Source organism: Corynebacterium evansiae (assembly GCF_027570065.1).
Classification (GTDB): domain Bacteria; phylum Actinomycetota; class Actinomycetes; order Mycobacteriales; family Mycobacteriaceae; genus Corynebacterium; species Corynebacterium evansiae.
This window is the reverse complement of the sequence record NZ_JAKMUT010000003.1, coordinates 320,181-343,030: the sequence shown is the minus strand read 5'-3', so window position 1 is coordinate 343,030 and position 22,850 is coordinate 320,181. Positions and strand designations below refer to the sequence as shown.

The window sequence follows — 22,850 nt, the reverse complement described above, 5'->3', positions numbered from 1 at the left end:
AGGAGTTTATAAAACTATCGCAATAGGCGCCGGGCGAGCCAGGAGGCTTGGCGTCAAAAAGAATCGCAGGACGAGACTTCAAGGGTGAGAGAAAAAGTGACCAAAACCAAGAGCCTAAAGATCACGGCAGCAGCCATGATGGCTACGACCATGTCCCTTTCCGCAGTGAACGTCGCGCCGGTGGAGGCTGCACCGAGCGTGCCGGCGGTTGCTGGCTCCGAGGGGCTGCCGAGCTACCCGCACCCCGTGCAGCACAAGGGCGCCCCGACCCCGCAGCCTTTCGGCCCGGAGTACCTGGGCGGCTACATCTCTGACATCAGCTCCCACGGCTACGGCATTTACCTGGATGTCGTCGATGGCTTCAACGATGTGCGCGCCAACCACCCGGCGATCATGAAGCAGAACCTGGACAAGGTTGTGGAGATCAACAACGCTGCGCAGAGCAATCCGTCTGCTATCCAGCGCGCACAGAAGGACGCTCGCGCGGACAAGGCTGGCGTGCTGGATGCGTTCTCTGACTCGCTGGGCGACGAGCTTGGCCGCCACTTCCGTGCTGCCCTGCGCGAGAACCGCCTGCCGAAGACCCAGTTCCTGCTGGGCAACGGCTACCTGGCACGCGCAGGCGGAGTTGCATCCTCCACCTTCGTGGAGAAGATGGTGTTTGGTTACGACCGTCCGTTCGTGGTCGCTCCGGAGCGCATCAAGAAGTACGAGGACGGTCAGAACAAGTACTACGGCACCTCCAAGTCCTACCCATCTGGTCACACCAACCAGGCCGTGTGGTCCACCACTCTGCTGGCCCTGACTCTGCCGGAGCTGGCTCCGCAGATTCTGGCTCGCGGTTCCGAGGCTGGTAACAACCGCATTGTCATGGGCGTGCACTACCCGCTGGACGTCATGGGTGGCCGCATGTCCGGCACCGCTGCCGCCGCTGACCGCTGGAACGATCCGAAGATGCGCGACGCGGTCCGACAGGCGGGCAAGGAGCTGCGCGCGGAGCTGGAGTGGCGCGCGGGTCGCCCGATTGCCGAGGTTGTGAAGAGCGACAAGGCTTACCGCTCCACCGACCAGGCTGTGCGCGAGTACACCGACCGCATGACCTACGGCTTCCCGAAGATCTACCGCAAGGATGCGCCGATGATCGTACCGCAGGCCGCGCCGGATCTGCTGCTACCGAAGTTCCCGAAGCTGAGCTACAAGCAGCGCGCCTCTATCTTGCGTCAGACCGCCATCCCGTCCGGTTCCCCGCTGGATGATCAGGGTCCGCGTGGCTCCTGGCAGCGCCTGAACATGGCTGCTGCATTCGCTGCGAAGGTCAAGGTCAACGGCGACGGCAGCGTCACCGTTCTTCGCTAATTGCTGGCTAGCTGGCGGCTAATCGTCAGCTAGTCGGCAGCGCAAAAAGGGAGGCGGGGGAGCAGGGGTAACCTTGTCCAAATTGTTACCTCTGTGACGCATGTGAAACCGAGCTTCTGCGCTAGGGTTAGGTGCATGTCAGCCGCATCTGTATACACTCGCACCTCACCTGGGCGCTCCTTCCGCAGCGCCACCCGTCGCCGAATCGGAGCCCTGATGGCGGGCGTGGCGTTGGCTACCTCCGCCGTTTTTGGCTCCGCATTCACCGCGCCAGAGGCCGCAGCCGCGCCCGCTGGTTCCGCAGATGCATTCTTGCAGGCCACCGGCCAGCCCGGACCGCACCGCGTTCCGGGTCACTACTTCACCTCTCCAGGCATTCCGAAGGCTCAGCGTGCCGCGGCGCCCAGCGTTCTGGCTGGGCCTTCCATGCCGATCTACGTTGGCAACAACATTTGCACCCTGGGCGTGGTCGGCTACGACAAGGCCGGGAACAAGGTGGGCATCACCGCAGGCCACTGTGGTGGCCCCGGCACCCCGGTTATTTCTATGGACGCCGAGGGGGCTGGCCAGATCGGCACCGTCGTCCGCAACGGCTACCCGGATTACGCCGTGATTAAGTTCAACAACAAGGTGCGCCTGACCCGCGGCTACAACAACGTTCACCTGAACGCCCTTGGCGGCCCCACCCCGGCCAGCCTGCAGCAGATGTGCAAGACCGGTGTGGCTACCGGAGTTTCCTGCGGCCCCATGCTGGCCATCTCCGGGCCGTTCCTGGTTTCCCACCTGTGTGGCTCTATGGGGGATTCGGGCGGCCCGATCTACGTCGGCAACCGTCTGGTCGGCATCGTCAACGGAGGCGTGGCCAACCTGCCTTCCTGCACCACCCCGCTGCAGGGGCCGCTGCACGCGCCGACGGCCGGTGCGGCGTGGAACGTGATCGCCGCGGACCTCAACGCGGCCGGCGGTGTGGGAGCCGGATTCCGCCTGGCCTAGTCCAGTTCCGGCGGGCCCCAGCTGACCCTTAGCCCAAGCGCCCTCTGCCTAGCTGCAGCAGGGCCTTTGCTATTTCTACGCCCTCTGGGCCGAACTCCGCGCGGAACTGGTTAATGATGGCGACCTCGCGGGTATAGACCAGCTTCGTGCCACCGGAACCCAGGCGCGTCTTACCGATTGCTTTCGATACCTCGCTGCGACGGTGGATCGCGTCGATGATGACGCGGTCGAGGCGGTTGATCTCCTCGCGGTAGGATTGAATTTCTGAATCCGACAAGGGATCGTCCGTGCCCGAGGGCATGCGGACGGTGAACTCGTTGGGCTTCGACGAAGCCGCAGAATCGTTGTCGCTCATGCGTTGTATTCTACCGCTAGTCCGGAAGCCGAGATCCGCAAGAGCCCCCGGAGAGAGGCGCCAGCGGGTTTCGGGAAATTTTTTGAGGGAGCACGAAGGGAAACATGAACAACCAGCACGATCCGTTCGCCGACCTGCCGCTGCCTGAAGAACCGACGCTCTTCGACGATGAGGTTCCGCCACCGGAGGACGAGCTGCCGCCGGAGGGGTACGAAAGCGTGCTGGCGAACATGCACTCTGATAGTCCGCAGCCTGTCCCGCAGCCAACACAGCCGCACCACACACCGGCGCAACCGCGCAGGGATGCTGGGGCGGTCGCGGGGGAGAAGGGGCGTCACAAAGAAAAGCTCCTCGAAGGGCTCAACCCGCAGCAGCGGCAGGCCGTCGAGCACATGGGCAGCCCGCTGCTGATCGTGGCGGGCGCGGGCTCCGGCAAGACGAGTGTGCTGACGCGCCGCATCGCGTACCTGCTGGCAAATGGGGTGGCGCCGTGGCAGATCCTGGCGATCACCTTCACTAATAAGGCGGCGGCGGAGATGCGCGAGCGCGTGGTGGACATGGTCGGGCCGCAGGCGGAGCGCATGTGGGTCTCCACGTTCCACTCCTTTTGCGTGCGCGTGCTCCGCGCCAATGCGCACCTCGCGCCGGGGCTGAACACGAACTTCAGCATCTACGACTCGGATGATTCCAAGCGCCTGATGACGATGATCATCAAGGATGCCTCGCTGGATCTGAAGGAGTTCTCGCCCCGTGGGGTGCTGAATGTGATCTCCAATTGGAAGAACGAGCTGGTCGGTCCGGCCGGGGCGCTAGAGGAAGCGCAGCGCGACTCCAACCCCCACACCGCCCAGATCGCCACGCTGTACAAGACGTATCAGAACCGCCTGCGGGCGGCGAACGCGGTGGACTTCGACGATCTGATCGGTGAGGTTGTGGCGATCCTGAACAACAACCCGGACGTGCGCGAGCACTACCGGCGCCGCTTCCGCCACATCATGGTCGACGAGTACCAGGACACCAACCACGCGCAATACGAGCTGGTGGCAGCGCTCGCGGGTAAGGGGAAGGCCGAGTGCGAGCTGTGCGTGGTGGGCGATGCCGACCAGTCGATCTACGCCTTCCGCGGCGCGACGATCCGCAACATCGAGGAGTTCGAGCGCGACTACCCGGATGCCCACACGATCCTGCTGGAGCAGAACTACCGCTCCACCCAGAAGATCCTGTCCGCAGCCAACGCAGTGATCGACCGGAACCAGGGGCGCCGCCCGAAGAAGCTGTGGACGGATCTGGGTGATGGCGAGCTGATCGGCGGCTACGTTGCGGACAACGAGCATGATGAGGCGAACTTCATCGTCGAGCAGATCGACGACCTGGTGGATAACGAGGGCTACTCCTACGGCGACATCTCGATCATGTACCGCACCAATAACGCCTCTCGTGCGATCGAGGACGTGCTGGTGCGCTCCGGTATGCCGTACAAGGTCGTCGGTGGCACGCGCTTCTACGAGCGCCGCGAGATCCGCGACATTGTGGCTTATCTCAAGGTTCTGGACAACGCGGACGACACGGTGGCGCTGCGGCGCATCATCAACACCCCGCGCCGCGGAATCGGTGATAAGGCCATCGCGCAGGTCACTGTGCATGCGGAAGGCCAGGGGATTGGTTTTTCGGCTGCTCTTGGTGACGCCGCCGCGGGGAAGGTCGCCGGCCTTTCCGCACGCGGCCGCAATTCCATTGGCAAGTTCCTGGAAATGATGGACGCGCTGCGGGCGGAGACAGAGTCGATGGAGATGACGGCCTCGGATGGGTCCGGCCTGGGGCTGCCCGACCTGGGGCGGGTGATCTCCGCGGTGCTGGATGTGACCGGCTACAAGGAGCTGCTGGAGAAGTCCAACGACCCGCAGGACGGTGCGCGCCTGGACAACTTGAACGAGCTGGTGAGCGTGGGACATGAGTTCTCGCAGGAGTCGGCGAACCTGAAGGCGTACGAGGAGATGCCGGGTGGCAGCGGTGGGAGCGACGGTGCCGACGACAGCGCCGAGAACAGTGCCGACCCTGCCGACGCCATGCTCGCCGAAGGTGAGGCGCCGCTGGGCAGCTTGCAGGCTTTCCTGGAGCGCGTGAGCCTGGTGGCGGACGCGGACCAGATTCCCGCGGACGAGCAGGACATGGTGACTCTCATGACGTTGCACACCGCCAAGGGGCTGGAGTTCCCCGTGGTGTTCCTGACCGGCTGGGAGGACGGACAGTTCCCGCACATGCGCGCCCTGGGCGACCCGATGGAGCTGGCCGAGGAGCGCCGCTTGGCCTATGTGGGCATTACCCGCGCGAAGCAGCGACTGTTCCTTACCCGCGCGATTACGCGCAGCGGTTGGGGCGCGCCAGTGAACAACCCGCCGTCGCGCTTCTTGTCCGAGGTGCCGGAGGATTTGATGGAGTGGATCCGCGAGGAGCCCGCCCGCTTCGGCAGTGGTGTGGATTCCGCCTGGGGTGGCGGTGGCTATGCCGATGGCACCAGCTTCGGCGGCTCAGGCGGCTGGGGTGCGGGATCCAGCGGCTGGGGCGGCCAGTCCTACCGGAAGCCGGCGAAGAAGTCGAAGCCTGTCTTCGGGGCCGGAGCGAAGAAGAACCAGGATCTGGACTTGGCGGTGGGGGACAAGGTCAACCACGACAAGTACGGCCTGGGCACGGTGAAGAGCGTGGACGGTAGCGGATCGCACACGACCTGCATGATCGACTTCGGCAGCCAGGGCACGGTGCGTCTGATGCTGTTCGGCGGCGTGCCGATGGAGAAGCTCTAGACCCCTGGGGGCTGTGGCGGCACGCCCGAGCAGGCGTGTTGCTGGAGTGACGAATGTGGCTAATGTTGCGCAGAAAATGTTTTCTTAATGTAACGTAACAGCATCCTCTTTCGATGGGTTGGGCGTAACTAGAAGGGTATTAATGCAGAACAATCAACAAGTGACTTCCAAATTGCAAGACCTTAAGCACCTGGGCGAGGCCGCCTGGGCGGAGACCCACGCTATTGCCACCGGCCTGGGGACTGCGCTGAAATCGGGCGTAGTCGTCAGGGGTGGCGGGGTTAAGGGGAAAGCCAAGCTGGTCGAGAGCATCGCCCGCTACGGCTTCACCGCTGGACGTCAAGCGTGGTACGCCGCAGAAGTGGCGCCGAACCGTACGGCCATCATCGATGACATCGGCGAGCGTACGTATGCGGAGGTTCGTAGCGATTCGCTGGCCTTCGCCCGCGCACTGCAGCGTATGGGTCTGGGACCGGGAAAGAATATTGCGGTCATGGCCCGCAATTCCCGCGTGGTCGTCTACGCGCTGGTCGCCAAGGGATTCATCGGGGCGGACATTAGCCTGCTCAACCCGGCTTCCAGTCCAGTCCAGCTGCAGAAGAGTATGGATGAGCTGGATGTTCACACCATCATCATTGATGAGGAGTTCGCGGACAGGCTGCCCGCGGACTATTCGCGCGCCAAGGTGATCATCGGTTATGCGGAGGATCTGGAGAACCCGCAGGCTCCGAACCCGGAATGGAAAACCTTCCAGCAGGTCATTGACCGCGCCCCCTCCGAGGCGGAGGAGAAACTGCCCACGATCCCGAAGCGTGGCTTCATCACCATCTTGAGCTCCGGCACCTCTGGTACCCCGAAGGCCGTAGTGCACCGGGAGCCGCCCATCCCGACTCCGCTGGCGGACCTTGTCACCTGGATCCCGTGGCGGGCGGAGATGATGATCCAGCAGACCGCCTCGATGTTCCACTCGTGGGGCTGGGCGAACCTGAACCTGATTTTTGCCCACCGTGCGACAGTGGTATTCCGCCGTGACTTCGACCCTGTTCAGGCAATGGAAGATGTAGAGCGCTACAAGGTCAACGGCATCATCACCTCGCCCATCTTCATTAAGGAACAGCTCAAGGTCGCGCAGAACGGCGACTACGACGCTTCGTCGATTGAGTTCATCGTGTCCTCCGGCAATGCCATGCACGAAGATCTGCTCCGCGGCCTGCACAAGCAGTTCGGGCCCGTGGTCTGCAACTTCTACGGCTCCACTGAAAACAGTGTGGTCGCCATTGCGAAGCGAGAGGAACTGGTCGAGAACCCGGCTCTCGCCGGACGGCCGGTTCGCGGCGTGCGCGTCAAGATTCTGGACGACGACGGCAACGTGCTGCCGCCGAACACCCCGGGCCGCATTTATGCTCGGGGCACCATGACCATGCGCCGCTACGCGCACACGCGCGATCAGATGAAGATCAAGCACGGCCTGCTGGAGATCGGCGACCGTGGGTACCTCGACGAGGAAGGTCGCCTGTTTGTGCTCGGCCGGGCGGACGACATGATCATCGTCGGTGGAGAGAACGTGTATCCGCGCAGTGTGGAAGAGGTGCTGGCGCCAATGCCTGGCATTCGAGACCTCTACGCGAAGGGCGTGGACGACGAAGAGAGCTTCAAGCGCATGGCGGTCTGGATCGTGCGTGAAGACAACCCGGAAGGCGAGGCGCTGACCAAGGAGTCTGTTCAGGAATGGGTCAGGGACAACCTGGCGGAACACTCCGTTCCACGCGAAGTCACGTTCCTGGATGAGCTTCCGCGCAACCCAACTGGTAAGGTCATGCCGGCAAAACTTCCGAACAGCTAACATTTTCGATTCTCGATCGATAGCCTTAATACGGCATAAAAACACATACGGGAGAAACTGATGAAGAAAATTGCACGCATTCTGACTGCGGCTGTCGCCGTAGCGGGATCTGTCATGGGTCTGGCGCCTGCTGCCCAGGCTGCCCCGGGAAACACCGTGCTGCTCGGTGATTCCTACTTTGCTAACACGACGCTCAACCAGATTATTGACGCCAAGCGCGGTGGCGCGCGTGGTTGCATCAAGGGCAAGTTCCGCGTGGCAACTGAGCTGCAGCGCCTGACGGGCGCGCGCGTGGATGACTACTCCTGCAACGGCAAGGAGCTGTACCTGGGCCGCGAGCCGCTGGAGGCTCGCCTTGATCAGGCTATCCGCGACGGCAAGCTGAACCGCCACACGCGCAACGTGCCGATCATGGTTGGTGCAAACGACACCTACCGCACCCTGGATCCGATCAACAATCACGCAGCGGCTCGTTCCTACGACCGCCTCGCTAAGAAGATCAAGCGTGCTGCTCCGAACGCTCGCATCCAGTTCGTAAGCTACCCGCACCTCACGAACGATCGTGCAGGCCTGTGCCTGATCCGTCTGAACGGTCTGCCGCCGATTCAGGCTCCGTTCCCGATCGTGAAGGAAGCCGAGCGTCAGCTGTGGCGCCAGGCTAACGATGCCGCCAAGCGCAACGGTGGCGTTTTCGTTGACCTGCACCGCTCCACCCGCGGGCACGATACCTGCCAGCCGGGCGGTAAGGCTTGGGTTGCCGGAGTCATCGATACCCAGACTCCGCACTACAACCTGACTCTGCACATGTCCCACGACGGTGTGACCAATGCGGCTAAGCAGATCGGCGCTGCTCTGAAGTAAAACTAGTAAAGCTTCGGGAAGTTTCGGCTTCCGGGGGTGGGGGCAGCCTTTCAGGCAGCCTCGTCTCCGGAGACCGCACGAGAGGCAGACGAAAAACCTCCCGACCGCCTTGCAAGAGGCAGTCGGGAGGTTTGCTTTGTGTGGCCTTAATCGGCCAGTGGCTTTAGCTAAGCCTTAGAGCTGGATGCCGCGCTCGGCGAGCCAAGGCTTCGGGTCGATAGCCTCGCCACCGTTCGGGCGAACCTCGAAGTGCAGGTGGGAGCCAGTGGAGAAGCCCAGGGAGCCCATTCCAGCGATCTTCTGGCCGCTGGTTACACGGTCGCCAACCTTAACGTCCAGGGTGGCCATGTGGCCGTAGACGGTGACGGTGCCGTCGTCGTGCTTGATGCGGATCCAGTTGCCGAAGCCGGAAGCAGGGCCGGAGTCGATGACGGTGCCGTCGTGGACTGCACGGATGGCGGTGCCCACGGCGTTGGCTATGTCGACGCCGTAGTGGAAGGTGCCCCAACGCGGGCCGAAGCCGGAGGTGAAGGTGCCCTCGGCGGGCTTGACGAACTCGGGCATACGGGCAGCCAGGTCAGCCTCGGTGCGCTCCTTGGCGAAGCGCAGGGCGGAGTCGAGCTGCTGAGACAGATCGGAAACCGGCTTAGCCTGCGGAACCTCGAGGATCTGCGGAGCCTCGTTGGCGGTCGCCTGAGCGTCCGCCGGAGCTGCAGAGCCCTGAGCACCCTCGCCCTGGGCGAGGATGGTGGTGTTCTCGGAAGCCAGGGCGATGTCGTCCTTGGAGTTCTGGGATGCACCGGCGGTAGCGCCGGCAGCGCCAGCAGTAGTCACAGCGGTGGTGGCGACGGCCACGAGCGCGAAGCGGCGCTTCGCGGTGTGCTCCTGCTTGCGGTGGATGCCGGTACGGCTCGCTTCAGTAGTGTTTCGCACTGTCCTAGTAACCCTTTGACCTAATCGATGTTTCTTAACAACTGTCACATGTGATTTCGCACTATCGCTTTCGCTCTTCCTCGAGCCTCACGGTTGGGGCTTGAGTCTGTTGCGAAAGCAATTTGTAACCACTTTGTTATCAACGGAACGTAACACTATCGGTTTGGCAACATTGCGGCAACTAAATCGGTCAAAAATAACGCTTTGGTTACATTGCGGGGGTAGTGGAGTCAGTCTTATCTGGCTATAAGGATGCATTCCCCCTGTTCCAGACGATTTTTTACTGGTTATATGGCGATCAAACCCCGCTAGTGATCTTGGTTACGTTACCCTCAAACCCTCAAGTATTACCTTAAGTGTGTCGGCGCTAAAGGGGGTAGAGAGGGTACGGCGTGGGTGTAACGGGGGTGCAGTCCGGACGCAGGGTGAATGCTAAACGGGCGTAGAAGGGGGCCTAGAAGGTGGGTCAGTCCGCCAGGTAGCTGCCACTGTTAGGCACAATGGGACGGGTGAGTAAAGATTCTGCTGCCCAACGACCCGGATCCCGACGATCTGCGTCTTCCCGACGCCCCGGCTCCAGCCGCACCAGGCGGACGTCGGCTGCCAGCAGTGCAGACAGAATTAAAGGCACTGGCAATAAAGGCACCGGCGCCCACATCTCCGAAGGCTCGGGGCACGAACGCTTTGTAGCGGCGAAGCCGACCGGCGCCACGAACGCTAAGGCCACTCCGAAGGCCAAGTCCAAGGCCGCCGCAGATGCGTCGGCTGGCGGTGTGAAGGCTGCGGTCGCGGACTGGTGGTCGAAGTGGAAGTCCCACGTCAAACGCTTCGGCCCCCAGCTAATGATTAATCACGCTGTAACTCTGGGCGTCATCGTCATCATCGCCGTACTCATCGGCATCGGCGCGGGCTTTAGTGTAATCCCCGCCAGCATCGCCTCGATGTGGATGGTGTTCAACCTGGCTCCCATCGAGATGGCGGGGGCGAAGCTGGGCTTCGTGCCGCTGCTGCCCGCGCTGGTGTTGGTGTGGGGGCATGCGAAGCGTGCGACCACGGTGCTGGGCAATTCGATAAGCGTGCGCGGCCTGCGGGTATTCACCACATTAAGCCTGCTGATTCCCATGCTGCTGACGTGCATTGCGTGGGTGATGCTGTGGGATGCCTCCAGGGTCTACGACATCACCCCGCCGAACCTGCTGGTGGCGCTGATCTCCACGGCGCTGGTGAACGGCGCTGCGATTGTTATCGGCATGCGGGCCCGCGTGTGGCGAGCACTGTTGCTGCGCCGTGGTTGGTCCACGTGGCCGGTGGAGTCGATGCTGCTAGCCGGACGCTTCCTCAAGTGGATGGCTGCAGCCGGTGCCCTCGCCGCTGCCGTATATCTATTGACGAACATGGAGGCAGTCGGCAAGGCCTACGAAATCACCTCCTCCACTATGGGTGTTCTGGGGCTGACCTTCGTCGCGTTGCTGTATGTGCCAAATGTGGTGGTCGCGGCGATGGCGGTGCTGCTGGGCGGCGAGTTCCACGTCGGTAACGGCGCGGTCAGCCTCTTTACCGCCAACAACGTGAACCTGCCGCCGTTGCCGGCCTTGGCGGCGGTCCCCAACGATCAGATTCCTTTCGGCGCTGTGCTGCTGGCCGTCCCCGCTTGTGTGGCGGTCGCGTGCGTCTACACGTTCCTGCGTGGCCGCACCTATGTGGAGGCGCCGCTTCTGCAAGGAGTGGGGGCTGGTGCCTGCGCCGGGCTGATCGGCTTCTGCACCTCCTGGCTGGCTGGTGGTGAGCTGGGCGTGTACGGGCGCGCGGGTGCGGTCGAGTGGCTGTTTGCTGTAGAGCTCGCTGCCTGGCTGTTGGTGCCCGCCGCCGTCATGATGTTCTTCACGGCCCGCCGTGGCGAGTCTGTGACTGAGGACATCCCGGAGGCCGAGGTTGTGGAGCCTGGCGCATCCCAGCAGGCTCAGACTGAGACTGAGCATGATGCCGAGGCAGGCGCTGACGATGCTGACGATGTAGCAGACGGTGCGGAAAGCACGGACACTGACTCTTCTGAAGATGACGCCCCTACGGAGGAACCGGAGGACGGGGAAGATGGGGGCGTCACTAAGAAAGAACGAGAAGATCCAGCAGACACAGAAGACAAAGAAGACAAAGAAGACACAGAAACAGAGGAAGAAACAGACGATGAGGATAGTGATTCTGGCGAGCGGGACGGGGACTCTGCTCCAGAGCGTGATTGATAACGTCGACCGCTCGCGGGTGGAGATCCTCGCCGTGGGTAGCGACCGACCATGCGAGGCGCTGGAGCGCGCTGAGCGCGCGGGCATCGAGAACTTCCTGGTCGAATACGTGCCAAAGCAGACCGATCGGGAGAAGTGGAACGAAGAGCTGGCGGACAAGCTCGCCAGCTACGAGCCCGACCTGGTGGTGAGCGCCGGCTTCATGCGCATCATCGGCCCGAAGGTGGTCGAGCGTTTTGAGGGGAAGATCATCAACACCCACCCGGCGCTGCTGCCCGCATTCCCCGGGGCGCACGCCGTCGAAGACGCACTAAATTACGGTGTTCGCGTAACCGGGTCTACAGTTCATGTTGTAGATAGTGGCGTGGACACGGGGCCGATCATCGCCCAAAAGGCGGTGGAGGTCGCGCGGGACGACACGGTCGACAGCTTGCATGAGAGAATCAAGAAGGTGGAGCGCACACTCTTGGTAGAGGTGCTGCACGATTTTCAAGAACAGGGAACCTTCTAGGAACGAAAGGCCAGGATCCAAAACCATGAGTGATGGCACCACAGCAACCAACGGCGCAGACAAGAAGGAAATCCGTCGCGCGCTGATCAGCGTGTACGACAAGACCGGCCTGGAGGAGCTAGCCAAGGGGCTGCACTCCGCGGGCGTGGACATCGTCTCCACCGGCTCCACCGCCAAGAAGATCGCGGACGCCGGAGTGCCCGTGACCGAGGTGGAAGCGCTGACCGGATTCCCGGAGGTGCTGGAAGGCCGCGTGAAGACGCTGCACCCGCGCGTGCACGCGGGCATCCTGGCCGACACCCGCAAGGAAGACCACCTGAAGCAGCTGGAGGACCTGGATGTTGAGGCCTTCCAGCTGGTTGTTGTGAACCTGTACCCGTTCACCGAGACGGTGGCTTCCGGCGCTGATTTCGATGCCTGCGTGGAGCAGATCGACATCGGTGGCCCGTCCATGGTGCGCGCCGCCGCAAAGAACCACCCGTCCGTGGCCGTTGTGGTGGATCCCAACCGCTACGAGGACGTCGTGGCCGCCGCCAATGCCGGGGGCTTCACCCGCGCCGAGCGCACCGACCTGGCTGTGGATGCGTTCCGCCACACCGCCGCTTACGACGTGGCCGTTGCGACCTGGATGGGCGAGCAGACCGCAGCACAGTCCAAGGCAGGCGCAGAGGCGGATGCAGGCGTGCAGTTCCCCGAGTGGATCGGCGCCTCCTATGAGCGTGCCAACGTGCTGCGCTACGGCGAGAACCCGCACCAGGCTGCGGCGCTGTACTCCGACGGCACCGGCCTGGCCGGCGCCAAGCAGTTCCACGGCAAGGAGATGAGCTACAACAACTACACCGACGCGGATGCTGCCTGGCGCGCCGCGTGGGATCATAAGCGCCCGACCGTGGCCATCATCAAGCACGCCAACCCGTGCGGCATTGCGGTCTCCGACGAGTCCATCGCCGATGCTCACAAGAAGGCACACGCCTGCGACCCGATGTCCGCATTCGGCGGCGTGATCGCAGTGAACCGTGAGGTCAGCGTGGAAATGGCCAACCAGGTAGCCGAGGTATTCACCGAGGTCATCATCGCGCCGGGCTACGAGGAGGGCGCAGTAGAGGTCCTGTCCCAGAAGAAGAACATCCGCATCCTGCAGGCGGATGCTCCGAGTGAGGAGCCGGAGCTGCAGGGCCGCGAGATCTCCGGCGGCCTGCTGGTGCAGCAGGTGGACGCCATCGACGCCAAGGGCGACGACCCGAGCAACTGGACCCTGGCCGCTGGCGAGGCTGCCGACGAGGCCACCCTGCGTGAGCTGGAGTTCGCATGGCGCACCGTGCGCGCGGTGAAGTCGAACGCCATCTTGCTGGCCAAGGATGACGCCACCGTAGGCGTGGGCATGGGCCAGGTAAACCGCGTGGACGCTGCCAAGCTGGCCGTGGAGCGTGCAAACTCCCTGGCAGGCGACGAGAAGCGCGCCGAGGATGCAGTTGCGGCCTCGGATGCCTTCTTCCCCTTCGCCGACGGCTTTGAGGTGCTGGCTAATGCTGGCGTCCGCGCAGTTGTGCAGCCGGGCGGCTCGGTCCGCGACGCGGAGGTCATCGAGGCGGCGGAGAAGGCGGGCGTCACCATGTACCTCACCGGTGAGCGCCACTTCGCGCACTAGAGTGCGCACTCGGGGTGAGCGGGCTTAATGGTTCGCTACCCGCGAGGCCGGGAGAGCGCCTAAAGTTGGATTAGTTTAAATACTGACAAGACGTTTCAACGCAGGAGTTCCCCGGTTATGTCTAACGAGCACCCCACTGATCCCGGCGTCGGAAAGAACAACCCAGATCAGCCGGAGCCGCCGCAGTACCGCCACAATGAGCAGGGTGCGGGGAGGAATCAGTGGCAGGTGCCGTCGAAACAGAGCGGCGGCTCGGGTGCACAGGGTACGCAGGGGGATCAGAGCCAGCAGCGCTGGCAGCAGTGGGAGGCTTCGCAGCCGCCCCAGAATCAGCAGCAGAACTGGCAGGGGCAGCAGTACCAGCAGCCCCCGCAACCCCAGTACCAGCCCGACCAGCAAGCCCAGCAGTACGCCTACGCGCAGGAGCCGGAGAAGGAAAGCAAGTTCCTGCCGATCCTAGGCGTCGTGCTGGCTGTGCTTCTTGCCCTTGCCCTGGTCGCGGGCGCGGCATATTACATGGGCTGGATTGGCGACAAGGACGGCACGGAAGGCAGCGACGGCAAGGCTGCGAGCAGCTCCTCCCAGTCGCAGGGCGAAGAAGGCGAAGGCGCTGACGACGAGGATGCGGCCGCGGAAAACGAAGACGCCGCAACCGACGACGAGGAAGAAGCCACGGACGACGAGGAGGAGTCCCGCCCGGCTCATCCGAAACTGCCCTCCGGCGCGGCGCCGGCCAACAGCGCAGCTGAGGAAGGCAAGCCTGCGGGCGACTTCAACAACGTTTACACCGGCAGCGACCTTACTTCTAAGCCTTTCGCAGTGGCCGTACGCGATGCTTTTGTGACCCACTACCTGGATACCGACAGGACAAACGGCACGGTTTCCGCGTATTCGTCCGTCACGGGGCAGACCTACTCCATGAAGTGCAGGGATAACGGCGAGTACGTGACCTGCACCGGAGGCAACAATGCCATCGTTTACATCTCCTAGCCCCAGCCCGCTTCGCCGCGGTCTGGTCGCCGCCGTGCTCTGCGCTGCGAGCGTTGCCGTTGCGGGTTGCACGATTGGGGATGTGGAAAGGGATGACGCCACCGTCTCCGATCCGTCCACTCCAGCCCAACAGGACGGGAAGCCGAAGTCCCGTGGTCCGCAACCGACCACTGGGGCGTCCACACCAGAAAAACCGCAGGAAGAGCAGCACGGAGAGCTCGGCTACGACGGTGCAGCGGCCATCGCGGTGGCCGGTATGGGTGGCGCGGGGGATACGTCCGTGGCTCCGTGGTCGACCGCGAAGGTGCCGATTGCGATTGCCGCGCTGCGGAAGGATCCGAGCCTGCAGGGCGCGATGATGCAGGCGATCCAGAACTCTGACAATGCGGCGGCGGAAACGCTTTGGGGCTCGCTGGGATCCCCGGAGCAGGCTGCGGAGGCGACTAGCGCGGTCATCCGCGAGGGCAACAGTAGTGCGCGGGTGGAGTCCCAGGTGGTGCGCCCGGGGTTTAGTTCCTTCGGGCAGAGCGACTGGTCGCTGAGCGCGCAGGCCGATTTCGCCTCTCACCTGCGGTGTATTCGGGGGTCGGAGCTGGTGGTCTCCGCCATGGGCAACATCGGCAACGGCGGGGGCTATGGGTTGGGGACGATCCCGGGAGCGATCTTCAAGGGTGGCTGGGGGCCGAACGCCGCGGGCGCGTATGGGCTGCGGCAGTTCGGGCTGATCCCGAAGTCTGATGGCGCGGGCTATGTGGCCGTTGCCATCGCCGTGGAAAGTCCGGATGGCAGTTACGAGGCCGGGCAGGCGGAGCTGACGGCGGCGGCGGAGTTCCTACGGTCGAAGGTGGACACCCTGCCGGAGGCGGCCTGCTAATCGCCCAGAAGGTATTCAGTTAGCGACTCTTAACCAGTAGGGTGTTGGTTATGCGTTCTCATTATCTGGCCGAGCCCGCCACAGAAGGCCTGTCCGCGCGTGCCGCGGCGAAAGAACAGCGACGGGTGGAGCTGCTGCGCGCAGCTGCTGAGATCATGTCCGACAAGGGGTTCCATGGAACTCGCCTGGAAGAGGTCGGGCATGCCGTGGGGGTCTCCGGGCCGGCGGTGTACCGGCACTTTTCCGGTAAGGAAGAGATCCTGACGGAGCTGATGACGGGCATTTCGGAGCACCTGTTATCCGAGGCGCGCAAAATCGTCGACGGCCTGGTGGATCCGCGCGAGCGCCTGGCGGTGCTGATTGACTTCCAGGTGGACTTCGCGCTGTCCCAGCCAGAGCTAATTCGCCTGCATAACCGCGAGCTTTTCCGCATGGGGGAGGAGGGTCGTGGCCGTGTGCGTTCCGCGCAGGGAAGCTATTTGAAGATGTTTGCGGAGGCGCTGGGGGAGATGGATCCGCGCTACAAGGGAGAGGCGGGCCGCATCACTGCGCAGCTGGTGATGGGAATGATTAACTCCTCGGAGTTGACTCGCGGCTGGGCTTCTGCCGCGTTGGTGCGGCGGCAGACGGTGGCTGCGGCGCGCGCTGCTGTGGGGTTGGCCTAAGGCGGGGTACTGCTTTCGGGGGTAGTTAAAGAGGGGAAACTTTTTAGATTCACTAGCAAAAGTGGTCTAGGTCACTTAAGGTGACGGCAACAAGTTAGTTAATCACTTGTAACTGAATCTCAAGCGCGGGGCGCTCGACGGCGCTCTGGCACTCGGATTCCGCCACCTTCCGTCATCTTCCTAGGAGCTGCATACGTGGATACTGCAACCACCCAAGCGACAGATCCGGCCAACCCCCGCGGCGCCGCTCGCGAAATCCCGAGCCACCGCGAGCTCGTCGAAGAGCTTCGCCAGCGCCTCGCCCGTGCTCAGGCCGGAGGAGGGGAGAAGGCCCGCAAGCGCCACACCGACCGCGGCAAGCTGCTGCCACGCGACCGCATCCGCCTGCTGCTGGACCCCGGCAGCCCGTTCCTGGAGATCGCGCCGCTGGCAGCCGAGGACATGTACGACGGCAAGGCGCCGGCGGCGGGCATCGTCGCCGGAGTCGGGCTCGTTAGTGGTCGCCTCTGCTTGATCGCCGCTAATGACGCCACCGTCTCCGGCGGCACCTACTACCCGATGACCGTGAAGAAGCACCTCCGTGCCCAGGAGATCGCCGAGCAGAACCACCTGCCGTGCATTTACCTGGTGGATTCCGGCGGCGCGATGCTGCTGCAGCAGGATGACGTGTTCCCGGACCGCAACCACTTCGGCCGCATCTTCTTCAACCAGGCCAACCTGTCGGCCAAGGGAATCCCGCAGCTGTCCGCCGTCATGGGCTCCTGCACCGCCGGTGGTGCCTACGTTCCCGCCATGAGCGACGAGACCATCATCGTGGAGAACCAGGGCACCATCTTCCTGGCCGGCCCGCCGCTGGTGAAGGCCGCCACCGGCGAGGACGTAACTCCTGAGGAACTCGGTGGCGGCGCGATGCACTCTCGTATCTCCGGCGTGACGGATCACCTGGCAGCCGACGACGAGGACGCGCTGCGGATCATGCGCAACATCGTTGAGACCCTGCCGGAATCCAAGCCGACCCCCTGGAAGCGCAGCACCCCCGTGCCGGCCCCGCGCCCGCAGGAGGACCTCTACGACATCGTGCCCACCGACCCGAAGATTCCCTACGATGCGCACGAGGTCATCGAAACCCTGTGTGACGAGGGCAGCCTGTCGGAGTTCAAGAGCGAATACGGCAACAGCATCATCACGACGTTCGCCCGGCTGGAAGGCCACCAGGTCGGAGTGATCGCCAACAACGGCATCATCTTCTCCGAAGCCGCCATGAAGGGCGCACACTTCATCGAGCTCTGCGAGCAGCGGAACATCCCCATCATCTTCCTGCAGAACACCACCGGCTTCATGGTGGGGCGTCAATACGAAGAGGGCGGAATCGCGAAGCACGGGGCGAAGATGGTGAACGCCGTGGCCACCGCATCGGTGCCCAAGCTCACCGTCGTCACCGGCGCTGCCTTCGGCGCGGGCAACTACTCGATGTGCGGGCGGGCCTACTCGCCGCGCTTCCTGTGGATGTGGCCGAACGCGCGCATCGCGGTGATGGGCGGCCCCCAGGCGGCCATGACCCTCTCCACCGTCCGCCGCGCGCAGATCGAGCGCCGGGGCGAGGAGTGGTCGGCCGAGGAGCAAGAGGCCTTCGAGGCTCCCATCCGCGAAATGTTCGACGAAAAATCCACCTGCTGGTACTCCACCGCGCGCCTCTGGGACGACGGGGTGATCGACCCCGCGGACACCCGCCGCACCCTCGCCATGGCCCTCGACATCTGCGCTCAGGCTCCGCGCGAGGAAACCGGTTTCGGCGTATTCCGCATGTAACTCCTGTTCAAGCTGCCTAAGTATCCACCACAAGAAAGAGAATCTGACATGAGTGACACACATGCTCTCACCGGCCCGTTCGATACGGTGCTGGTCGCCAACCGCGGCGAGATCGCCCTGCGCGTGATCCGCACCGTGCACCGCATGGGGCTGAAGGCCGTGGCCGTTTACTCCGAGGCGGATTCCGCCGCCCCGCACGTGCACGCCGCCGACAAGGCCGTGTGTTTGGGCCCTGCCGCCGCTGCGGAGTCCTACCTCAACATCGACAAGGTTATTGACGCCGCCAAGGCGACCGGCGCCGGCGCCATCCACCCCGGCTACGGCTTCCTCTCGGAGAACGCGACCTTCGCCAAGCGTTGCGAGGACGAGGGAATCATCTTCATCGGCCCGCCCGCCGGGGCTATCGACAAGATGGGCGACAAGATCACCGCCCGCGCCACCGTGGAATCCCGCGACGTGCCGACCGTGCCCGGTATCTCCCGGCCGAACCTGACGGATCAGGAGATCATCGACGCTGCAGACTCGGTGGGCTTCCCGGTGCTGATCAAGCCTTCCGCCGGCGGTGGCGGCAAGGGAATGCACCTGGTCGAAGAGCCGGAGAAGCTGGCCAGCGCGCTAGTTTCCGCCCGCCGCGAGGCCGCCAGCTCCTTCGGCGACGACACGCTGTTCCTGGAGCACTTCGTGGACACGCCCCGGCACATCGAAGTGCAGATCGTCGCCGACTCCCACGGCAACGTAATCCACCTGGGCGAGCGCGAGTGTTCGCTGCAGCGCCGCCACCAGAAGGTCATCGAAGAGGCACCGTCGGCCCTGCTGGATGAGAAGACCCGGCAGGAGATCGGCGAGGCCGCCTGCGACGCGGCTCGCGCCTGCGGCTACTGCGGCGCGGGCACCGTGGAGTTCATTGTTTCCGCCAAGCAGCCCGAGCGCTTCTTCTTCATGGAGATGAACACCCGCCTGCAGGTCGAGCACCCAGTCACCGAGATGGTTACAGGCCGCGACCTGGTGGAATGGCAGATCCGCGTGGCCCGCGGCGAGGCCTTGCCAATCACGCAGGATGACGTGCAGCTCAACGGGCATTCGGTGGAGGCTCGCGTCTACGCCGAGGATGCCGCCGCCGGATTCCTGCCCACCGGCGGACTAATCACGGGTCTTTCCTGGCCGCGCGGGGAAGGGATTCGTGTGGACGCCGGCGTGGTGGAGGGCCAAGAGGTCAGCTCCGACTACGACCCAATGCTGGCGAAGATCATCACCCACGCCGACACGCGTGAGGCAGCCCTCGAGCGCCTGGACCAGGCGCTTTCCCACACCCGCATCGAGGGACTGACCACCAACATCGACTTCAACCGCTTCCTGGTCACCCGCCCGGAGGTCGTGGCGGGAGACCTGCACACCGGACTGCTCGACTCCATTGTCGAAGAGTTCCAGCCCCGGGAGGTCCCCGCGGATACCTTCGCCGTCGCGCTGCTGCACCTGGCTGGGACGTTGGCTGGCGGAGCCGAAGGGGCGTCCGAAACAAAGGCAACCGCAACCCCGCTGGGCAGTGTGTGGACCGCCCGCGACGGCTGGCGCGGCGCTGGGCATCGCGCCCCGCTGCGGCTGGTGCTGGCGGATCCGAGTGGCGTCACGGCGCCCGTGGAAGCCCGCGCGGAGTACAGCAACGGCAGCTGGGAGGTGCAGCTCACTCCGCTGACCAGCGGTGACGACGAGGACGCGCCGGTGCAGGCCGAGACCAGGAGCATCCAGGTGGTCGCCAACCCGCAGGGCAGAGCCACCGAATGGCGGCTCTCCTTCGACGGCGGCCCGGCAGAGAAGTGGAGCGCCACTACCAGCGGCAGCATCACTGGCCCGCATGGCACGCACGTGGTGGAGGTGTTCTCCGGCACTGCGAACGACGCGGAAGCCAGCTCGGAGGAGTCGCCGGACATTCTGAGCCCCATGCCCGGCACGGTCATCGCCGTGGAAGTCGCCGATGGCGACGACGTCACCGAGGGCCAGCCCGTGATCGTCATCGAGGCCATGAAGATGGAGCACACCCTCGAGGCCACCTGCGACGGGCGGGTCAAGATCCACGCCGCCGTCGGGCAGAAGGTCGGCACCGGAGAAGTTCTGGCGGAGGTCATCGCCGCCGACAGCGCCGATGGCAGCGACAACTAAAAACCTCACTTCACACGTATCTCCCTAACCCACACACCCAACCCAGACATCCAACCCAGAAAGAGGACCCAAACCATGAGCCAGAGCACCAAGAACCGCAACCCCTACCTCTCCGACGAGCTGCACGAGCTGCGCGACGCGGTGGAGGACTTCGCCAACCGCGTGGTCGACCCCGTCGCCGCCCAGCACGACCGCGACCACACCTTCCCCTACGACGTCGTCCGCCAGATGGGAGAAATGGGGCTGTTCGGCCTGCCGATCTCCGAGGAATACGGCGGCATGGGCGGCGACTACATGGCCCTCGGCGTGGCACTGGAAGAGCTCGCCCGCGTGGACCAGTCCGTCGCCATCACCCTGGAGGCCGGAGTTTCCCTGGGAATCATGCCGATCTACCGCTTCGGCAGTGACAAGCAGAAGGAGACCTACCTGCCCAACCTGGTGGCGGGCAAGAACCTGGCGGGCTTCGGCCTGACCGAGCCCGAAGCCGGATCGGACGCAGGCGGCACCAAGACCACCGCCAAGCTCGACGGCGGCGAGTGGGTCATCAACGGCTCCAAGCAGTTCATCACCAACTCCGGCACGGACATCACCTCCCTGGTCACCGCCACCGCCGTCACCGGCCAGCGGGAGAACGGGAAGAAGGAAATCTCCGCCATCATCGTGCCCAGTGGCACTCCTGGCTTCACCGCCGAGCCCTCCTACAACAAGGTGGGCTGGAACGCCTCCGACACCCACCCGCTGACCTTCGACAACGTCCGCGTGCCGGAGGAGAACCTCGTCGGCGAGCGCGGCCGCGGCTTCGCCTACTTCCTGTCCATCCTCGAAGAAGGCCGCATCGCCATCGCCGCGCTGGCCACGGGTGCCGCCCAGGGCTGCGTGGACGAGTGCGTGCGCTACGCCAAGGAGCGCACCAGCTTCGGCAAGCCGATCTCTGAGTACCAGGCCATCAGCTTCAAGATCGCCCGCATGGAAGCCCGCGCCTGGACCGCCCGCCAGGCCTGGTACGCAGCCGCGGCGAAGATGGCCGCGGGGGAGAACTTCAGCAAGGAAGCATCCATCGCCAAGATGGTCGCCTCCGAGGCCGCGATGGATAACGCCCGCGATGCCACGCAGATCCACGGCGGCTACGGATTCATGAACGAATACCGCGTTGCCCGCCACTACCGCGACTCCAAGATCCTCGAGATCGGCGAAGGCACCACCGAGGTGCAGCAAATGCTCATCGCCCGAGCCCTGGGCGTGTAAGCCACACGTCGATGGGGCGCGGGGACGAGAAGGCGTCAATAAAAGAGCACCAGCAAGCAAGCGAAAAGTATAGGAGACCAGCGACAATGAGCGCAGAAAAAGAAGTTGTGCAGCGCGGCCTGTGGTTCGAGGAGTTCACCGAGGGCGTGGTCTACCGGCACCAACCTGGGCGCACCGTCACCGAGGCGGATAACACCCTGTTCACCACCATGACCATGAACACCCAGCCGCTGCACATCGACGCGGCATGGGCCGCCACGCAGGATGGCTTCCGCGGCGAGCGGCTGGTGAACTCCATGTTCACCCTGTCCACGGTGGTGGGCCTGTCCGTCAGCCAGCTTTCCCTGGGCACCATCGTGGCCAACCTGGGGTTCAGCGAGATTTCCTTCCCCGCGCCCATGTTCCACGGCGATACCCTGTACGCCGAAACGCGCTGCGTGGGTAAGCGACTGTCGAAGTCGCGCCCCGGGCAGGGCATCGTGGAGCTGGAACACATCGGGCGCAACCAGGACGGCACCATCGTGTGCAAGGCCACGCGCAAGACGCTGATGCAGTGCGCACCGGAAGGTTCGGGTGAAGATGTCTAACACCGCAGTGTCCAACACCGCATGGCTACCACAGGGACCCGCACTGCTTTTCGCCCCGGCCGACCGCCCCGAGCGCTTCGCTAAGGCCGCCGACCGTTCCGACATGGTCATCCTCGACCTCGAGGACGGCTGCCGCGCCGAAAACCGCGCCGAGGCCAGGCAGAACGTGATCCACGCGGACCTGGACCCGGAGCGCACCATCGTGCGCATTAACCCCATCGACTCGCCCGATTTCGCCGCGGACCTCGCCGCCGTCACGGACTCGCCGTTTAGAACCGTGATGGTGCCGAAGGTGGAAAGCGCTCTTGTTCTTGGTGACGCCGGCTCCAACCGCCGGGCGCTTCCCGAAGACTTTCGCGCGATCGCCCTGATTGAAACCCCCAGGGGCGTGGTGAACCTCGCGGAGATCGCCGCAGACCCGCAGGTGGTGGCTCTGTTCTGGGGTGCCGAGGACCTCACAGCGGCACTCGGTGGGACGAGCTCCCGCTACGGCGCCGGAGAGGTTCCCACCCCCGGCGGCGGGCCGTCCGGCCACCCGGGAGGCTACCGGGAGGTCCCACGCTTGACCCGAGCAATGGTGCTGCTGCACGCAGCCTCAGCGGGCATCGTGGCGCTGGATTCCATCCACGCGGACACGAAGGACACGGAAGGCGCCAGCGCCGAGGCCATCGACGCAGCCGCCAGTGGTTTCGCGGCCACCGTTTCGATCCACCCCGGCCTGGTGCCCGTCATCCGCGAGGCCTACGCGCCCACCGAGGAGCAAGCCACCTGGGCGCGCCGGGTCATCGAAGGGGCGGCCGAGAACTCCGGAGCGTTCGCGCTGGACGGCCAGATGATCGATGCGCCTCTGCTGCGCCAGGCCGAAGTGATCGCCGCCAGGATTCGCTAGTTCCCCTTTCGCTGACCAGCTTCTTCACCCCGCCCATTCCACCCGCCCACCCGACTTTGCTTCAACGCAAGATTCCTTTCCCACGAAAAGGTT

General features: G+C 64.1%; 18 protein-coding genes. 16 read left to right on the top strand and 2 right to left on the bottom strand.

The window, feature by feature from the left end; genetic code table 11:
• The first annotated feature begins 96 nt into the window (after positions 1–96).
• Complete coding sequence (locus L8V00_RS05170) at positions 97–1,356, top strand: acid phosphatase (RefSeq protein ID WP_269944391.1); 1,260 nt, start codon at positions 97–99, stop codon at positions 1,354–1,356.
• A gap of 135 nt (positions 1,357–1,491) precedes the next feature.
• On the top strand, positions 1,492–2,349 hold the full coding sequence (locus L8V00_RS05165; protein ID WP_269944390.1) for a S1 family peptidase: 858 nt from the start codon (positions 1,492–1,494) through the stop codon (positions 2,347–2,349).
• A gap of 28 nt (positions 2,350–2,377) precedes the next feature.
• Here L8V00_RS05165 and L8V00_RS05160 read toward each other — a convergent pair whose 3' ends face one another.
• On the bottom strand, positions 2,378–2,704 hold the full coding sequence (locus L8V00_RS05160; RefSeq protein ID WP_034988095.1) for a chorismate mutase: 327 nt from the start codon (positions 2,702–2,704) through the stop codon (positions 2,378–2,380).
• A 104-nt stretch (positions 2,705–2,808) separates the two neighbouring features.
• On the opposite strand from L8V00_RS05160, the gene L8V00_RS05155 reads away from it, so the two are divergent.
• The 3 genes from L8V00_RS05155 to L8V00_RS05145 all read left to right on the top strand — a co-directional run bounded on the left by L8V00_RS05155 (position 2,809) and on the right by L8V00_RS05145 (position 8,209).
• Positions 2,809–5,505 (top strand): ATP-dependent helicase, encoded by a 2,697-nt coding sequence (locus L8V00_RS05155; protein ID WP_269944389.1) that lies wholly within the window; start codon positions 2,809–2,811, stop codon positions 5,503–5,505.
• A 160-nt stretch (positions 5,506–5,665) separates the two neighbouring features.
• Positions 5,666–7,348 carry an acyl-CoA synthetase gene (locus L8V00_RS05150; protein ID WP_239317442.1) on the top strand — a complete coding sequence of 561 codons (1,683 nt, stop codon included), beginning with the start codon at positions 5,666–5,668 and terminating at the stop codon, positions 7,346–7,348.
• Positions 7,349–7,408: 60 nt separating this feature from the next.
• Positions 7,409–8,209 carry an SGNH/GDSL hydrolase family protein gene (locus L8V00_RS05145; protein ID WP_049050370.1) on the top strand — a complete coding sequence of 267 codons (801 nt, stop codon included), beginning with the start codon at positions 7,409–7,411 and terminating at the stop codon, positions 8,207–8,209.
• Positions 8,210–8,383: 174 nt separating this feature from the next.
• Here L8V00_RS05145 and L8V00_RS05140 read toward each other — a convergent pair whose 3' ends face one another.
• Complete coding sequence (locus tag L8V00_RS05140; protein ID WP_070487971.1) at positions 8,384–9,142, bottom strand: M23 family metallopeptidase; 759 nt, start codon at positions 9,140–9,142, stop codon at positions 8,384–8,386.
• A 500-nt stretch (positions 9,143–9,642) separates the two neighbouring features.
• On the opposite strand from L8V00_RS05140, the gene L8V00_RS05135 reads away from it, so the two are divergent.
• From L8V00_RS05135 to L8V00_RS05085, 11 genes are all read left to right on the top strand, one after another.
• Positions 9,643–11,382: a cell division protein PerM gene (locus L8V00_RS05135; protein WP_269944388.1), complete on the top strand. Its 1,740-nt coding sequence runs from the start codon at positions 9,643–9,645 to the stop codon at positions 11,380–11,382.
• Positions 11,327–11,893 (top strand): phosphoribosylglycinamide formyltransferase, encoded by a 567-nt coding sequence (purN, locus tag L8V00_RS05130; protein ID WP_035004515.1) that lies wholly within the window; start codon positions 11,327–11,329, stop codon positions 11,891–11,893. The genes L8V00_RS05135 and purN overlap by 56 nt, the downstream gene beginning before the upstream one ends.
• A 25-nt stretch (positions 11,894–11,918) precedes the next feature.
• A complete protein-coding gene (gene purH / locus L8V00_RS05125; RefSeq protein ID WP_269944387.1) occupies positions 11,919–13,541 on the top strand; it encodes a bifunctional phosphoribosylaminoimidazolecarboxamide formyltransferase/IMP cyclohydrolase in 1,623 nt (540 codons plus the stop codon).
• A 117-nt stretch (positions 13,542–13,658) separates the two neighbouring features.
• Positions 13,659–14,531, top strand: coding sequence for a hypothetical protein (locus L8V00_RS05120; protein WP_239317448.1), 873 nt, complete (start codon positions 13,659–13,661; stop codon positions 14,529–14,531).
• An 82-nt stretch (positions 14,532–14,613) separates the two neighbouring features.
• Positions 14,614–15,405 (top strand): hypothetical protein, encoded by a 792-nt coding sequence (locus L8V00_RS05115; RefSeq protein ID WP_269944386.1) that lies wholly within the window; start codon positions 14,614–14,616, stop codon positions 15,403–15,405.
• A gap of 50 nt (positions 15,406–15,455) precedes the next feature.
• Positions 15,456–16,070 (top strand): TetR/AcrR family transcriptional regulator, encoded by a 615-nt coding sequence (locus tag L8V00_RS05110; protein WP_269944385.1) that lies wholly within the window; start codon positions 15,456–15,458, stop codon positions 16,068–16,070.
• Between the two features lie 195 nt (positions 16,071–16,265).
• Positions 16,266–17,879: an acyl-CoA carboxylase subunit beta gene (locus L8V00_RS05105; protein ID WP_370642231.1), complete on the top strand. Its 1,614-nt coding sequence runs from the start codon at positions 16,266–16,268 to the stop codon at positions 17,877–17,879.
• A 48-nt stretch (positions 17,880–17,927) separates the two neighbouring features.
• Positions 17,928–20,036, top strand: coding sequence for an acetyl/propionyl/methylcrotonyl-CoA carboxylase subunit alpha (locus tag L8V00_RS05100; RefSeq protein WP_269944384.1), 2,109 nt, complete (start codon positions 17,928–17,930; stop codon positions 20,034–20,036).
• A 75-nt stretch (positions 20,037–20,111) separates the two neighbouring features.
• Positions 20,112–21,281 carry an acyl-CoA dehydrogenase family protein gene (locus L8V00_RS05095; protein ID WP_239387458.1) on the top strand — a complete coding sequence of 390 codons (1,170 nt, stop codon included), beginning with the start codon at positions 20,112–20,114 and terminating at the stop codon, positions 21,279–21,281.
• An 86-nt stretch (positions 21,282–21,367) separates the two neighbouring features.
• Complete coding sequence (locus tag L8V00_RS05090) at positions 21,368–21,868, top strand: MaoC family dehydratase (protein ID WP_035004506.1); 501 nt, start codon at positions 21,368–21,370, stop codon at positions 21,866–21,868.
• Positions 21,861–22,757, top strand: coding sequence for an HpcH/HpaI aldolase/citrate lyase family protein (locus L8V00_RS05085; RefSeq protein WP_269944383.1), 897 nt, complete (start codon positions 21,861–21,863; stop codon positions 22,755–22,757). Before L8V00_RS05090 ends, L8V00_RS05085 begins: the two co-directional genes overlap by 8 nt.
• The last annotated feature ends 93 nt before the right edge of the window (positions 22,758–22,850 follow it).

Coding starts and splice junctions, on each gene's coding strand:
- L8V00_RS05165 (WP_269944390.1), top strand. CDS start 1,492: ATGTCAGCCGCATCTGTATACACTCGCACCTCACCTGGGCGCTCCTTC.
- L8V00_RS05135 (WP_269944388.1), top strand. CDS start 9,643: ATGGGACGGGTGAGTAAAGATTCTGCTGCCCAACGACCCGGATCCCGA.
- L8V00_RS05110 (WP_269944385.1), top strand. CDS start 15,456: ATGCGTTCTCATTATCTGGCCGAGCCCGCCACAGAAGGCCTGTCCGCG.
- L8V00_RS05160 (WP_034988095.1), bottom strand. CDS start 2,704: ATGAGCGACAACGATTCTGCGGCTTCGTCGAAGCCCAACGAGTTCACC.
- L8V00_RS05085 (WP_269944383.1), top strand. CDS start 21,861: ATGTCTAACACCGCAGTGTCCAACACCGCATGGCTACCACAGGGACCC.
- purN (WP_035004515.1), top strand. CDS start 11,327: ATGAGGATAGTGATTCTGGCGAGCGGGACGGGGACTCTGCTCCAGAGC.
- L8V00_RS05100 (WP_269944384.1), top strand. CDS start 17,928: ATGAGTGACACACATGCTCTCACCGGCCCGTTCGATACGGTGCTGGTC.
- L8V00_RS05120 (WP_239317448.1), top strand. CDS start 13,659: ATGTCTAACGAGCACCCCACTGATCCCGGCGTCGGAAAGAACAACCCA.
- purH (WP_269944387.1), top strand. CDS start 11,919: ATGAGTGATGGCACCACAGCAACCAACGGCGCAGACAAGAAGGAAATC.
- L8V00_RS05090 (WP_035004506.1), top strand. CDS start 21,368: ATGAGCGCAGAAAAAGAAGTTGTGCAGCGCGGCCTGTGGTTCGAGGAG.
- L8V00_RS05095 (WP_239387458.1), top strand. CDS start 20,112: ATGAGCCAGAGCACCAAGAACCGCAACCCCTACCTCTCCGACGAGCTG.
- L8V00_RS05145 (WP_049050370.1), top strand. CDS start 7,409: ATGAAGAAAATTGCACGCATTCTGACTGCGGCTGTCGCCGTAGCGGGA.
- L8V00_RS05155 (WP_269944389.1), top strand. CDS start 2,809: ATGAACAACCAGCACGATCCGTTCGCCGACCTGCCGCTGCCTGAAGAA.